Source organism: Hymenobacter gelipurpurascens (genome assembly GCF_900187375.1).
In the GTDB taxonomy this organism is placed as follows: Bacteria; Bacteroidota; Bacteroidia; order Cytophagales; family Hymenobacteraceae; genus Hymenobacter; species Hymenobacter gelipurpurascens.
Genome location: NZ_FYEW01000001.1, coordinates 69577 through 84172, shown reverse-complemented (window position 1 = coordinate 84172; position 14596 = coordinate 69577). Strand labels below are relative to the sequence as shown.

At 58.6% G+C, this 14596-nt stretch carries 14 protein-coding genes; 4 read left to right on the top strand and 10 right to left on the bottom strand.

Annotated features, from left to right (window positions below):
• Positions 1–7: 7 nt before the first annotated feature.
• The 4 genes from CFT68_RS00360 to CFT68_RS00345 all read right to left on the bottom strand — a co-directional run bounded on the left by CFT68_RS00360 (position 8) and on the right by CFT68_RS00345 (position 5353).
• Positions 8–799, bottom strand: a complete 792-nt coding sequence (locus CFT68_RS00360; protein WP_088841448.1) for a LytR/AlgR family response regulator transcription factor — start codon at positions 797–799, stop codon at positions 8–10.
• Between the two features lie 85 nt (positions 800–884).
• The gene (locus tag CFT68_RS00355) at positions 885–2006 is read right to left on the bottom strand and encodes a sensor histidine kinase (RefSeq protein WP_088841447.1); all 1122 of its coding nucleotides are present in this window, start codon (positions 2004–2006) and stop codon (positions 885–887) included.
• 282 nt (positions 2007–2288) lie between these two features.
• Entirely contained in the window at positions 2289–2981 is a 693-nt protein-coding gene (locus CFT68_RS00350; protein ID WP_088841446.1) for a hypothetical protein, read from the bottom strand.
• Positions 2982–3151: 170 nt separating this feature from the next.
• Positions 3152–5353 carry a TonB-dependent receptor gene (locus tag CFT68_RS00345; protein WP_088841445.1) on the bottom strand — a complete coding sequence of 734 codons (2202 nt, stop codon included), beginning with the start codon at positions 5351–5353 and terminating at the stop codon, positions 3152–3154.
• Between the two features lie 211 nt (positions 5354–5564).
• Between CFT68_RS00345 and CFT68_RS00340 the strand changes: the two genes are divergently transcribed.
• A complete protein-coding gene (locus CFT68_RS00340; RefSeq protein ID WP_088841444.1) occupies positions 5565–6215 on the top strand; it encodes an HAD family hydrolase in 651 nt (216 codons plus the stop codon).
• 121 nt (positions 6216–6336) lie between these two features.
• Here the strand turns inward: CFT68_RS00340 and CFT68_RS00335 are convergent, their stop codons facing one another.
• On the bottom strand, positions 6337–6573 hold the full coding sequence (locus CFT68_RS00335; protein ID WP_141106380.1) for a glycine zipper domain-containing protein: 237 nt from the start codon (positions 6571–6573) through the stop codon (positions 6337–6339).
• A 237-nt stretch (positions 6574–6810) separates the two neighbouring features.
• Here CFT68_RS00335 and CFT68_RS00330 point away from each other — a divergent pair, with 237 nt between their 5' ends.
• Entirely contained in the window at positions 6811–7689 is an 879-nt protein-coding gene (locus tag CFT68_RS00330) for a pirin family protein (protein ID WP_088841442.1), read from the top strand.
• Between the two features lie 106 nt (positions 7690–7795).
• Here CFT68_RS00330 and CFT68_RS00325 read toward each other — a convergent pair whose 3' ends face one another.
• A complete protein-coding gene (locus tag CFT68_RS00325; RefSeq protein WP_088841441.1) occupies positions 7796–8080 on the bottom strand; it encodes a hypothetical protein in 285 nt (94 codons plus the stop codon).
• Positions 8081–8238: 158 nt separating this feature from the next.
• On the opposite strand from CFT68_RS00325, the gene CFT68_RS00320 reads away from it, so the two are divergent.
• Both CFT68_RS00320 and CFT68_RS00315 read left to right on the top strand, forming a co-directional pair.
• A complete protein-coding gene (locus CFT68_RS00320; protein ID WP_088841440.1) occupies positions 8239–9060 on the top strand; it encodes an aldo/keto reductase in 822 nt (273 codons plus the stop codon).
• 65 nt (positions 9061–9125) lie between these two features.
• Complete coding sequence (locus CFT68_RS00315) at positions 9126–10331, top strand: Gfo/Idh/MocA family protein (RefSeq protein ID WP_088841439.1); 1206 nt, start codon at positions 9126–9128, stop codon at positions 10329–10331.
• Between the two features lie 245 nt (positions 10332–10576).
• Here the strand turns inward: CFT68_RS00315 and CFT68_RS00310 are convergent, their stop codons facing one another.
• The 4 genes from CFT68_RS00310 to CFT68_RS00295 form a co-directional block, all read right to left on the bottom strand.
• Positions 10577–11692, bottom strand: a complete 1116-nt coding sequence (locus CFT68_RS00310) for a glycoside hydrolase family 43 protein (RefSeq protein ID WP_088841438.1) — start codon at positions 11690–11692, stop codon at positions 10577–10579.
• A gap of 374 nt (positions 11693–12066) precedes the next feature.
• Positions 12067–12603 (bottom strand): DUF4136 domain-containing protein, encoded by a 537-nt coding sequence (locus CFT68_RS00305; protein WP_088841437.1) that lies wholly within the window; start codon positions 12601–12603, stop codon positions 12067–12069.
• Positions 12604–12719: 116 nt separating this feature from the next.
• Positions 12720–13700 (bottom strand): aldo/keto reductase, encoded by a 981-nt coding sequence (locus CFT68_RS00300; protein ID WP_088841436.1) that lies wholly within the window; start codon positions 13698–13700, stop codon positions 12720–12722.
• A 206-nt stretch (positions 13701–13906) separates the two neighbouring features.
• Entirely contained in the window at positions 13907–14386 is a 480-nt protein-coding gene (locus CFT68_RS00295; protein ID WP_088843622.1) for a GNAT family N-acetyltransferase, read from the bottom strand.
• Positions 14387–14596: the final 210 nt, after the last annotated feature.

Sequence of the window (14596 nt, the reverse complement as noted above, 5' to 3'; positions counted from 1 at the left end):
AGCCTGATTATTTATCCAGCCACGCCTTAAACGCAGCTACCTTCTCCCGACTCACCAGCACGGTGTCGTTGTCCGGGGCGGTGGGCTTGAGGATGGTTTGGAGGCGGGAGTTGGTGTAGTGGATGATGTCGTGAATGGCCTCGGCGTGGGTCAGGTAGGCGCGGTTGAGGCGGAAGAACTCTGTCGGGTCGAGTATGCCTTCGAGTTGTTCTAGCGTGTAGTCCACCACGAACTTGCGGCCTTCACGAGTGTGCAGTAGCGTCACCTTTTCGAGGCTGGCGAAGTACGCAATTTGCTCTACCGGAATGGCCTTCAGGTGCTCCCCTACCCGTACCACAAACCTCGACTTATACTCCTTGGCCGGCTGGGCCTGGCGCAGCACCTGGGCCAGCAGGTTCGCATCGAAGGCGGGGGTTGCAGCTTCGCGCTGGCGCTGCAGCTTAGCCAGGGCTGCCGTCAGCTCCTCGGGGTCAATGGGCTTGAGCAGATAGTCGACGCTGTTCACTTTAAAGGCCCGCAGCGCATACTTATCATAAGCCGTGGTGAAGATGACGGGGCTGGTGATTTCGAGGCGTTCAAACAGCTCGAAGCTCAGCCCATCGGCCAGATGGATGTCCAGAAACAGCACATCCGGTGCCGGCCGCACTGCCTGTAACAATGCCTCCGCCTCGGCCACCGACTCCGCCTTGCCCACTACCTCTACCGGCACCGGCTGCTTGCGTAGCAGCTCCGCCAAGCGACGCGCAGCCAGCGGCTCATCTTCAATAATCAGGGCCCGAAGGGTAGCGGTTGAGGCCATAGCAGCAGGGAGTATTCTGAGAAAGCAATAGAGGAAAATGAAGTAGCGGCCAAGGTAGCGGGAAAGTGTGTGCTAGGCCACTTCGCTACCGCAATTCCAGCACGGGCAGCGTCACGCTGAACTCGGTATCGGTTTGTTCTACCGACACCGGCTGAGTGGTGAGGAAGGCATAGCGGGCCTTGAGGTTGTTGAGGCCCAGGCCCATGGATTCGCCCTCGGCGAGGCGGCGCGGGCGGCGGGTGTTACGCACCACAAGGGTTCGGGCCGGCGCATCCAGCCGGATACTTATGTGGAGCGGGTCGCGCTGGGAAGTGGCGTTGTGCTTGAGGGCATTTTCGAGCAGTAACTGGAGGGCCAGCGGTGGCACCAGTAGCGTTTCCAGCTCGGTGGCGGGCGGCAGGTGCATTTCTACCTGCACCCCTTCGCCCAGGCGGGTGCGCTGCAAAAACAGATAGGCCTCTGCAAAGCGAATTTCCTCGGCCAGCGGCACCACTTCCTGCTCCTGGCTATCGAGCACGTAGCGGTACACCTGGCTGAGCTGCCGGATAAAGCGAGAGGCGCGGGCTGGGTCGTTTTCTTCCACCAACGAGGTCAGGGCATTCAGGGAATTGAACAGGAAATGCGGGTCGAGTTGTCGGCGCAGGCTGTCGGCCTGGGCCTGGGCATTTTCCTTCTGCAGGCGCTCGGCCTGAATAGCCGCTTCGCGCCACCCCAGCAAAAACGAGCGGCTGTGCAGAAACAACGACACCACCACCGTAATGAGCAGCGGCACCACAAACGGCCGCCACGTAAGCGAGCTGAGCGGCCGGTGATGATAAAATACCAGGAAGCCGCCCGTAACCAGCAGAATAACCAGCACCGACATCACCAGCGAGAATGCCAGCGTGATGAGAAAGCGTCGGATGGGCTGCACCGTCCAATCGACGCGGCGGTTAAGCCATTCGTTGGGGTAGCCATTGGCCAGCCATAGGCCAGTGGTGTAGCAGAAGTTGTAGCCAAATGTGACCAGAAAATCCTCGCTCCAGATCTTGCAGTCCCGGCAAAACAGGAATGTCAGGCCCACAGACATAACCAGCATCAGGCCCAACATCACCATCCAGCGTCGGTGCGGGTAGTGTTTGCCCAGATCGGCAGCGGAGTACTTCGGCGCGGGTTGAGTGGCTTCGGCAAGCATAGTAGGCGACGAGGCTGCAACAGATTCAAGCATAAGTGACTGCCTCACTAGGCTGATAAAGTAGGCGAAAAGTTACTGAAAAACGGCTGGCTAGTGTGGCCTAGAAGTATCCGCTTGCCTTGGTTAGACCAGAGACTGAGCAACGACGAGACGCAATATGTGGCCTCTTGTCGATGCTCAGGTTGCGCTGTTCTAGGCCAGTTGTTCCGGCACCCAGACGCAACATGTTGTGTCACTACAACCTGGCAACGTCAGCGCGTGCGATGCTTCCCCGGCGCTCAGCCTGACCGGCTAGCGGCCAACTCTTTGTGCAGATTAATTAGTGGAAGCCGTCTCGTAGCTCTTCAAGCGGCCGGTTAGTTGCCGCTCACCCCAGTTGGGCATCAGCACCGATTTGGGCTGGAAGGCCGTGAAGCGGGTCTTGGCTTCCTCATATAAGGGCTTAGCCACATCGGCGCCGCCCCCAAACATAGCGGGGGTGTAGTACACGTTGTTGGCCTGCACCAGGTAAATGCGTGGGTTAGCAGGGTTTACCTTTTTAGCTTCAGCAAGAGTTTCCATCACCATTCCGGAGTACTTCATGGAGCGCAGCATGGGCGACACGCCTAGACGGGCCTGGTAAATGTACGCCTGCAATACCAGCCGCTCCGACTCCTCAGCACCGAGGTTCTGGGCCTGCGCCAGGGCCGCTTCGGCCTGGTCGAGGTACTTGTCTTTGGTGTCGCCATCTTCCTTGGTCACGAAGCAAGTAATGAGGCGGGCGTAGGCCTGGTAGTAGCGCGGCAGCCACTCTTTGGGAGCCACGGCGGCCGCGCGCTCCAGCTTGGCATCTACCTGTTTCAGCTTCGCGGCGTCGCCCGTGCTCATCAACTCCTGAATGGTGGCGGCCATCATAGTGGTGTAAGCATCCGTTGCCGCCGTAGTGGGAGCAGCAATGGGAGCCGCCGACTGGCCTAGGGAGGCAAAAGAAGCGGCTACGAGGGCGAAGGTGAACAGGGTAGTTTTCATGCGAAGAAGGGTTTGTGGTGGTTGATGATTCAAAGGTGGCCTAGCCCCAGCCAGGAAGAAATTTGCCGTTACCGAAGCGTCGGATTATCCGGATGAAGTGTGTTCAAGTAGCTGTTAGCAGTTTCGAAACCCAACCCCTCACTAAGCCGACAGCTACTAGCCAACAAAATCTACTCCGGCCGCTCATTCACGTCGGCAGCGCGGTTCTTATTGATGGAGATGAACACGCCCAGAAACACCATGCGTGGGGCAGTGGGCGTGATGGCCACGCGGTTGTAGGTGCCGTCTAGGCCAGTCTGGCTGGCGTAGCGGTAGCCGTACACATTCTGGCGGCCCAGCACGTTGTTGGCGGCCAGGTGCACCACGGTGTACTGCCCAAACAGACGGGTGATGTAGCTGGCATTCAGGCTCAGATCCTGATAAGTGGGCAGCTGGCCCTGGTTGTAGCCTTGTTCAGGTGCGTTCAGGTCGTGGTAGCGGCGGGGGCTGCCGTAGCTGACGGTGGCACCCAGCAGCATGTGCAGGCTCTGCACCCAGTATTTCCCCACCACCGACACATTATGGCGCGCCGCAAACGTGGGCACGGCCGCCACGGGGTCCTGGCGGTATTGGCGCTTGGTATCCAGGAAACCGTAGCTGATGTAGTACTCCAGATTCTTGACGGTTTTCCGGTCGCGCCACAGGATATCTAGGCCGCGGGCGTAGCCGGAGCCACCGTTGTTGTAGGCCGCGGCATCCCGCACCTGCTGACCATCGAAGCGGGTGAGGTGGCGGTAGGTTTTGCTGTAGGCCTCTATCTGCAACAGCTGCCGGTCGTGGGTGTATTGGTAGGTAAGCACCGAGTGCGTGGCTTGCTCGAAGCGCAGGTTAGGCTGCACCAGCAGCAGGCTGTTGTCGGGCGTTTGGTAGAAGCGGCCGTAGGCGCCGGAGAGGGAGCTGTTTTCGGTGGTCTGGTAAGCCAGAGCGAGGCGCGGGGCGGCGTTCCAGTGGCCTAGCAGCGCCGAGTATTCGGCGCGCCCGCCCAGGCGGCCCGCCAGCCGGTCGGAGAGCTGGAAGTCGCTTTCCACGAAGCCCGCTACGCGGCGCTCCACAAACGACGGAGTGTAGGTGGTAGCTACTGCGGCATCGGGCTGCACCTGCTGCACGACTTTCTGGGCCAGCACCTCAGCGCCCACTTTCACATTCCAGCGCGCCGCAGCGGAGTCGTTGATGAGTACAACGCGGGCAATAGCGGCCTGCTCCAGGGTGCGAAGGCGCACGGCGTCGGGAGCGAGGTGCTGGTCGTCGCGGCTCAGGCCTAGGCCACTCTGCAAGCTCCAACCGTGGCGCAAAGGGCTTCGGAAAGTGGTGTTGAGGTAGCCATTGGTGCTGCGCAGAGCCACGCGCTGGGTGCCGGCCGGCTCGGGGCTCGGCTGTCCGATGCGGAGCTGCTGCTGGCTCCATGTACCATACACTTTCAGCATGCCCGCCTGCCCGGTGCGGTGGCGCAACCCCACCGAGGAATTCACTCCCCTAGGCGACTGAAACCACGTCACGTTCTGGGGCAGCAGGTGCTGGTAGGGTGTGAGGTTGGTGTAGTCGAGGGTGGCATCAAGGGACGTCCGCTCCCAGCGCTTAGTGCGGGAGGCACCCACAAACACGGAACTCACAGAAACGCCGGTTTGAGTTTCGGGGGCCAGATCAGTGGAGTTCAGCAGCAGCACGCCTGATAGCGCCTGCCCATACAAGGCAGAGTAGCCGCCCGTGCTGAACACTGTGCCTTTGAACAGCGAAGGCGAAAACCGGCCCCGCGCGGGCACCGCCGCCACAGTAGCGTTGTAGGGGTTCTGCACAGGCAGCCCATCGAGGTAGATTTTGGTTTCGGAAGCAGCCCCGCCCCGCACGAAAAGCATGCCATCCTCCCCTACCCGCGTGGTGCCCGGCAGCGTGTTAAACGCCGCCGACACGTCGGCCAGGGCGCCGGCGGTGGTTTGCACGTCACGGGTATTGAGGGCGGCGCTGCGGTGCTCGTCGCTGGCCTCGAATGCGCCAGCCGTAATCACCACAGAGCTCAGGGCGTGGGGTGTGCTTTTCAGCACCAATTCCAGCCGTAACGGCTCCTGGTTCAGCGTTACGGGCCGCTCTACCGTCACAAATCCCAGCAGACTGGCTTGCAACACGTAGCTGCCCGCAGGCTGCGCAGTCTCGAACCGGAAGTGGCCTAGCGAGTCTGTGCTGGCTCCATCGAAGGTGGTTTTAAGAAACACGTTTACGCCCGGCAGCGCCTGCCCCGCCGCATCGCGGATGGTGCCGCTGACGGTGGTAGGAATTTGAGCCAACAGGCCTAGAGCCGGGGTCAGGAACAGCAGAGTGAGGAGTAGCAGACGTTTCATCGGGAGTGGCAGCGAAGTGATGGACCAAAAGTGGCCCGCTGTTGAGGCAGATGAAATTTGCTGTTACCGAAGCGTCGGATGTGGCCGATGAAGTGTAAAAACCCCTATCTGGCCCTTGTAAAATACGCCACTCACAGGGGCAGCCGAAAAATTCAACTGAAGAAAAAAGCTGAATTTGCAGCCTAGTGCCATTTCCCCCATCTACTCCGCTATGAAAGCCTTCCTTTTTGACCTCAATGGTACCATGATTCATGACATGGATTACCACACCAGCGCCTGGCAGCACGTGCTGCAAACGGAGCTGGGCGCCCAGTTTAGCTGGGAGGAGCTAAAGCCACAGATGTACGGCAAAAATAATGAGGTATTGATGCGCCTTTTCGGGCCGGAGAAATTCAGTGAGCCGGAGATGGAGTGCCTTTCCATTATCAAGGAGGCCCGGTATCAGGAGGAATTTCTACCGCATCTGCAGCTCCTGCCTGGCCTAGCGGAGTTTCTGAAGCAGGCGAATGAGCGCGGCATCCTGCTGGCCATTGGCTCGGCGGCCATTCCATTCAATATTGATTTCGTGCTCGACAATCTGCACATCCGGCACTACTTCCAGGCCATCGTCAGCGCCGATGACGTGACGCTGAGCAAGCCCCACCCCGAAACGTTCCTGAAGGCGGCCGAACAGCTTGGTGTAGCGCCCCGCGAGTGCCTGGTGTTTGAGGATGTCCCCAAAGGGGCCGAAGCGGCCCAACGTGCCGGTATGCAAACCGTTATTCTCACTACCACCCACCAAGTGGAGGAATTTACCCACCTGCACAACGTGGTACACTTCGCTCCTGATTTCACCGATCCGTTTATGCAACGCCTTTTGTAAAGGCGCCGGCGCAGCAACGCCTTACGCCATAACGTCCGCTTCCCTGCCGCTACATAGTGGCGAGAAGCGGGCGTTAGGCTAAGAAGCCAGCAGCCACAAGTACGCTAGGCCACTACCCAAGCTATTGGTTACGACGAGCTTCGCGCTCGGCGCGCTTCTTGTCGCGCTGTTTGCCAATGGCCCGGCCGCCTACGGCACCTGCCGCTCCACCAATAATAGCTCCGGGGGTGCCGCCAATGGCTCCGCCAACTACGGCACCACCGGCACCACCAACCACGGTGCCCGTTCCTTTACTGGTGCTGCAATCGGAGAATAAAAAGCAGGCCGCAGCCACGAAAGCAAATCGTAGGGTTCTCATTTTTCAGGGGGTTAAATCCAACGACAAGTCCTTGTCAGCCAAGCATAAGCACTATTTAATACAACGATTGTCATATTTTTTAGTTGTATACTACAAATAGCGCCTGTTCTTAAAGTGGCCTACAACTCAGGTGGGATAAGGGCCTAACCACCATCTCAGGGCAAGATGCCTGTAACCATTTGGCTGGTCTGGACTTATTACCCTTGAATTGATCAGGCATTCCTTAGCATTTCCTTTATGACCCCTACCGGCCGCCGTATTTTTCAGGTGATTGATGGCAACAAGAAGTTTGTGGGTGATGGGTTTGATGTGACCAGCCCGATGCCCGGCCCCCGCATCCGCCAACTGAGCCCCTACCTGCTCATCGACCATACCGGCCCCATGGCCGTAGCCCCTACAGATGCGCCCCTGGGCACGCCGCCCCACCCCCATCGGGGCTTTGAAACCGTGACGGTGGTGTACGAGGGCCACTTGGCGCACCGCGATACCGCCGGCCACAGCGGCACCCTCGGCCCTACCGACGTGCAATGGATGACGGCTGGCGCGGGCCTGCTCCATGAGGAGCGCCACGAAAAGGAATTTGCCCGGCGCGGTGGCACCCTGGAGCTGCTGCAGCTCTGGGTAAATTTGCCCAAGAAAGACAAGCTGGCTCCTCCCCGCTACCAGAACATTGTGGGCGCCACCATCCCGGCCGTGCCCACGCCCGATGGCCTAGGCCACATCCGGGTAGTTGCGGGTACCTACGGGGGCGCCACCGGCCCCGCCGAAACCTTCTCGCCCATCACGCTGCTGGATGTGCACCTCACTCAAGGTGCCACCACCACCGTGCACCTTCCCGCCGAATACAACGTGGGGATTTACGTGGTGAAGGGTGATATTCTGCTCCACAGCGACCAGGCCGCCACCACCAAACAGCTAGTTGTGTTTGGCTGGGATTCGCCCAATATTCAGGTTACCGCTACTACTGATGCGGTTTTGCTGGTGCTGGCTGGCGCCCCCATTGAAGAGCCCCTGGCCACGTATGGCCCCTTCGTGATGAACACCAACCAGGAATTGGTGCAAGCCATTGCCGACTTTGAAAGCGGCGGCATGGGAGCTTTCCCGGAAAACGAATAGCCCACATCTTATAACTGATCCGCGGCCGGCACCTCCCCGAAGCATATGCTTCGGGGAGGTGCCGGCCGCGGATGTGTCTAGGCCATTGGTAGTCTGTTTGAGTGGCCTAGTCGTTGTTGCCGGTAGCGCCTTCGTCGGTGAAGTTTTGCTCCGTTTTGGGGCTCGACTGCGTTGCTTCGGCTACTTCATTGGTCAGGGCCACATCTACCTTGGCGGCCGCACCGGGCTTGCCTCCTTTACGAGTGTTGCTATTGGCAGCGCCCGAATCATTTTGGCTGGCTTTGGCGGCAAAGGGCCAGAGCTTCCGGGAGTAGGTAAGCGCGGTGCCGGCGGCCAGCACGGCCAGAGAGGCGCCTACCCAGGTTTTGGTGTTGTTTTTCTTGTTACGCATAACAGTTGAGGGTCTAATGAAAGGTATCAGTAATACGAATTCTGGCCTGCGAGGATGGCCGTGCTTAGCGTTTCGGGGTATAATCCAGTTGTAGGCCACCGTTGCCTTTTACGCTGGTCCGGCTTTTCCGTAAAAAGTATCCTACCTACTTTTTTCCTATGCTTACTCGCCTGATTCCGGCCACGCAAGAACTACTGCCCGCCGTAGGCCTGGGCACCTGGCAAACCTTCGACGTAAACGATACCACCGCTTTTCCGCCCCTGCGTCAGACCCTGCAAACCTTGCACGCGGCCGGCAGCACCCTCATCGATTCGTCGCCGATGTATGGCCGCTCAGAAGAAGTGGTGGGAGATATTACGGCTACGCTAGATGCGCAGAACAGCTTTTTCTACGCGACCAAAGTCTGGACGCAGGGGCGCGATGCCGGCATCCGGCAGATGGAGGCCTCGCTGCGCAAGCTCCGCCGCAACTCGCTGGATCTGATGCAGATTCATAACCTGGTGGACTGGAAAACTCATCTACCCACCTTGCGCGACTGGCGAGCAGCCGGCAAGATCCGCTACATCGGCATCACGCACTACACCGATGCCATGCACACGGAGCTGGAGCGCGTGCTGACCACAGAACCCATCGACTTTGTACAGTTCAACTACTCCATCCTGGACCGCCACGCCGAGAAACGCCTGCTCTCTGCCGCCGCCAACCGGGGCGTGGCCACCCTCATCAACCGGCCGTTTACGGAGGGCAGTCTGCTGGCCCGAGTGCGTCATCAGCCGTTGCCCGGTTGGGCGCAGGAGCTAGACATAGCGAGCTGGCCCGAGTTTCTACTGAAGTTCATCGTTTCCCACCCGTCAGTTACGTGCGTGATTCCGGGTACCAGCAATCCGGCACACCTTGCCGATAACCTACGGGCCGGTGAAGGCCCGTTGCCGGATGTGGCCACCCGCGAGAAAATGGCGGCGTATGTACGGGCATTATAAAACACCTATAAGTAACCAGCTGCCACGAAACGCGGTATCTACTTGAAAATCAATCTTTATATTCTATGATTTCTCCTGATCCTATTCGTTCTGCTGCTTCCCGCCGGGAGTTTATGCGCCACCTTTCACTTGGCCTGGGCGCTACGCTGGTGGGCACCTCCGCGCTGGGCGCGCCTCTATCATGGCTGGAGGAACTCAGTTACGGGCCCGCCAGCGTGGAAGCTCTGCAAAGCGGCCGGCAGCTGGGCGTGGCACTGGTAGGCCTGGGCAAATACAGCACGGGACAGCTGGCCCCGGCACTGCAGGAAACCAAACTCTGCAAGCTGGCAGGCATCGTGACGGGCACACCCAGCAAAGCCGCGCAGTGGAAAAAGCAGTACAACATCCCCGACAAGAACATCTACGACTACCAGACCTTCGACCGGATTGCCGATAACCCCGACATCGACATTATCTACATTGTGCTGCCCGTAGGCCTGCACGCCGAGTACGTGGAGCGGGCTGCGCGGGCTGGCAAGCACGTCATCTGCGAGAAGCCCATGGCCCCTACCGCCGAGGAGTGCCGCCGCATGCTCGCGGCTATGCAGAAGGCCGGCAAAAAATTCAGCATCGGCTACCGGCTGCACTTCGAGCCCCACCATCAGGAAATGATGCGCCTGGGCCAGCAACAGGCCTACGGGCCCATCACGAAGCTGGTAGCCGACAACGGGTTCCGCTTTGGCAACGACACGCCCTGGCGAGTGAACAAGAAGCTGGCCGGCGGCGGGCCGCTCATGGATATGGGTATTTACTGCGTGCAGGGCGTGATTTACACCAAAGGCCAGCTGCCGGTTTCCGTCACGGCTAAGCTCGCGCCCAACCCCGACCCCAAGGGATTGTTCAAGGAAGTGGAAGCCGGCGTAAACTGGCAGATGCAGTTTGCCGACGGTGCCGTGGCCGACTGTCGCACCAGCTACGCCGAAAATCTCAACAGCCGCCTGCGCGCCGAAGCCAGCAAGGGCTTCTTGGAGTTGCAGCCCGCCTTCGGGTACGGTGGCCTAGCAGGGCGCACCAGCAAAGGCCCCATGAACCTGCCCAACGTGCCGCAGCAAGGCCGCCAGATGGACGACTTCGCCGACTGCGTGCTGAACAACAAGCCTACCCGCGTGCCCGGCGAAATGGGCCTGCGCGACGTCCAGATTCTGCAGGCCATTTACCGCGCCGCCGAAACCGGCCAGAAGGTTTCTACCAAGGAAATTCAGCAGGTGCTGGACAAAACGAACAGCCGCTAGGCCAGTGAATGATAGGTAAAGAAGACGTGGAGCATCCTGCTGACATTGCCAAACTAACCGTCATGCTGAGCTTGCCGAAGCATCTCGGCCTAGGAATCAAAGAAGTTAGCAATGCGGTAGAGATGCTTCGACAAGCTCAGCATGACGGTCTTTTTTGTACTTGTTACGGTTCCACTTCACATAAAAAACCAACGCCCAGACCTGCAGGCAGATCTGGGCGTTGTGCATTATAGGCGCTAGGCCACTTAGGGGGTTATTGTTTGAAGGCTGCCATCTACGTTGCGCTTCAGCTCCGTGACTTTCACGTTGCGCAGCCAGGTTTTGCCGGAAAGCTGGGTGTCGTGGTAGAAGAGGTACCACTTGCCATCTTTCTCGATGATGGAGTGGTGCGTCGTCCAGCCTTCCACGGGGTTCATAAATACGCCCTGGTAGGTGAAGGGGCCGTAGGGCGAGTTGCTGGTGGCATACACCAGCAAATGGGTATCGCCGGTAGAGTAGGTGAGGTAATACTTGCCGTTGTACTTATGCATCCAGGCGCCCTCGAAGAAGCGGCGCTGGTTGTCGCCGGAAAGCAGCACTTTACCATCCTGATCGAGGATTTTCACCTCTTTCACGGGCTCAGCGAAGCTCAGCATGTCTTTGCTTAGTTTGGCAACGCGTGGCCCCACTGACGGCTCATTGGCAGCTGGTTCCTGCTCTTTCGGCTTGCTACCATCGTACTTGCCGGTGCGCCAGCGCTGAAGCTGTCCGCCCCAGATGCCGCCCATGTACATGTAGGTACTGCCATCAGTATCCGTAAACACGGCGGGGTCGATACTCAGGCTACCCGCAATGGGTTTGGGCTCGGCTTTGAACGGCCCCGTGGGCGACTTGCTGGTGGCCACGCCAATCCGGAAGATATCCTGCTTATCCTTGACGGGGAAGTACAGATAGTACGTGCCGTTCTTAAACGCCGCATCGGGCGCCCACAGTTGGCGGCCGGCCCACGGAATATCCTTGATATCGAGTGCTACGCCGTGGTCAGTCACCTTGCCGCCAATACTGTCCATGGACAGAATGTGGTAGTCGCGCATGGCAAAATGGTCGCCGTTATCGTTTTCCGGCATCCCCGTTTCGATATCGTGCGAGGGGTAGATGTAGATTTTGCCGTTGAAGATGTGCGCCGAGGGGTCGGCGGTGTAGATTTCCTTGATCAGGGGCTCCGACAGATACTTCTTATCGTTGGTGCCCGCCGCTTCCCGATTGGCATCGGCAGCTTTAGAGGCAGCGCTTTCGGTGGAAGACGGGTTGCTCTGGCAGGCGCCAAGCAGGGCCAGCACGGCCAGGGCAGGCAGAGTCGGCTTCAGCAGGAAGTGAGACATACGTTTCAAAGGCAGCGGAAAAGAGGGTGAGAGTGGTAGTGCAGGTCTGCTGGCCGATACCAGCGCCACCAAATATAGACGCCTGCAATAGTTGCCAAACCGCTGCTAAACAGTTGCTAGGCCAGATAAACTATCTAATCGTTTGCGGTAGTCATTCGCAAACGTTCCCGATAGCCCAACTGCCCACAATAGCCAAAAACTTTATCGGTAGGCCAGTTTTCACTCCCCCCTTCCACCCCATAAAATCAGTCGTTAGCCGCTGCTATGCCTGCAAGGAGTGGCCTAGGCCACCCCCATAAATGCCACAAGCCCCAGCAACTGCCGAGGCTTGTGGTAAAAGAATTGCCAGGCTCCGGCCAATGTAGCCAGTGTGGCTATCGGGCCGGCACCGGATAGGTGGCGAACAGCTCGGCAGTGGCTTTGTCGATGCGCTTGGCGCGCTTATCGGCGTTGCGGGCCAGAATGCTGGTGAGCGTGCCTTCCCACACCCGCTCGTTGCGGGCGGCATCTACCAGCTCAATAGAAGCGGTGCCCTGCGAGTACTTATTCACCACCACCTGCTCGCTCTGCCAGTGATAGTTGCGCTGCCCAATGTAGCGGGGCGCATCCCGGATGTTCGTTTCGCGGGTCTGCACCTTGTCCTCCGTCACAACGCCGATATTCACCCACAAATCGGGGGTGGCAGACTGCTGATAGCCGCGCCGTTCCAGCTCCTGGCGCACGGCCTCTTTCAGCTCCGGCACGCCCGTAATGTAGGTGGGCGCCTCGCCTTGCTGGCGCGCTTTCACGTCCATGAAATTATACGTTTTGTAGGCCGCAAAATTGGCGTTAGGCTGCTGATAGGTGGCTTTGGGCTGCTCCGCCGCGCAACCCGCCAGCGCCAGCATAACTACAAACACAGAAGCTTTCATAGGTATTGAAGATAAAGATCAGAGAAGCGCAGCTCCCTTATCAGGAAGCCACACTTCCCGAACGTACGCCAGCCGCAGAAGGTGCCAGGGTGGCCTAGGCAACCCCTACGGGCAACTCAGGAAAACCCGAGCACCGGATGCGGCTGGTACGGCTCTTCCAGCCGCCGGATTTCTTCCTCCGAAAGCTGCACCGACAGCGCCGCCACAGCATCCTCCAGGTGCCCCGGCTTGCTGGCTCCCACAATGGGCGCCGTGATGACGGGCTTCGAGAGCATCCAGGCCAGGGCAATTTGCGCGTTCGGCAGGCCGCGGGCTTCGGCTATTTCCGTTACACGGTCGGCCACCGTAAAGTCATCGTCGCGGCTGTAGAGGCTTTTGCCGAAGGCATCGGTGCGGGCGCGCTCAGTTTCGTTGCGCTCCTTGGTGCGCTTGCCGGTGAGCAGCCCCCGCGCCAGCGGCGACCACGGAATCACGCCGATATTCTGGTCCTGGCACAGCGGCAGCATTTCGCGTTCCTCCTCCCGGTACACCAGGTTGTAGTGCGGCTGCATGCTCACGAAGCGCGTCCAGTTGTGTTTATCGGCCAGATACAAGGCCTGTGCGAATTGCCACGCAAACATGCTGCTGGCCCCAATGTAGCGGGCTTTACCGGCCTTCACCACGTCGTGCAGGGCCTCCAGGGTTTCCTCAATGGGCGTGTCGTAATCCCAGCGGTGAATCTGGTAGAGATCCACGTAATCGGTGCCCAGACGCTTGAGGCTGGCATCAATGGCACTCATAATGTGCTTGCGCGAAAGGCCTTTATCGTTCTGGCCTGGCCCCATCGGGTTGAACACTTTGGTGGCAATCACCACTTCGTCGCGGGTAGAGAAGTCGCGCAGGGCGCGGCCTACTACTTCCTCGCTGGCGCCGTTGGAGTACACGTCGGCCGTGTCGAAGAAGTTGATGCCCAGCTCCAGGGCTTTCTGGATGAACGGGCGGCTCTGCTCCTCGTTCAGGGCCCAGGGCCAGCGGTCGGTGGGCGTGCCGTAGGTCATGGTGCCCAAGCATATTTTGGAAACCTTGAGGCCTGTGGCCCCCAAGCGGATATAGTCCATGCGAATTATGTTGGTTGAGTGACCAGATATGGCCTAGCGTAGGAAAGGGTTATACGCCTTCCAGCCGTCTTCGCATGTAATTCAGTTGGCCGTACCCATCCATTGTGTAGGGTATTCCTTAAGCCCACTGCACTGGCTAGCCATAGCATACCGTCTCACCAACGGCTCCAACTCAACTAGGCAGCCGCCATAGATTCGGGTACTTCTCAGGACAGCTTATAGATAAACTCTTCCACTTCTGTCTGCCGCGCATTGGCGAACCCCTTGTCGGTGCCGATTTTCAGAAAACCACACTTCTCCAACACTTTCTGCGAGCCTATATTATCAAATGCCACTCGACCGAAAATAGGCCGTGTACTTTCGATGACCAGCAATTCCTTTAGCGCGGCTGTTGCAATTCCTTCGCCCCAGAAGCTTCGGCCTATCCAGTAGGTAATTTCTGCGTCGCCGTGTATTTCAAACTTTGCAATGCTGCCGGCAATGCCTTCATCCACCAAAATCGTCAGCATATGGATGGTGGGGCCCTGCAGAAACCTGGTGAATTTTTCAAGGTATGCCTCTTTAGAACTGTGGTCTGGCGGAGTAAAGGCAGCCAAATACGTAGCCTCCTTGTCCTGCTGAAGTTGAAAGAGGTATTCCAGGTCAGCAGTTTGGGTTTGTCTGAGCTGTACTTGTCTGTTCTGCATAGCCTGCCTTGGGGTCATTTTTGGGTTCCATTGGCTCTGACTTCTCCCATGAAGAAGGTGCTGGACGAGCCTGCACTCAATATACCCTATCGTCTGATAGGCCCTCTATTGAGGCTGGTTTCTGTGGGTTGATTTCCATTCAATGTTGCCCCACACGCCGGTCTGTAAGGATTAACGCCAATCTTTGTAGACCTTCTGCTTACACCACAC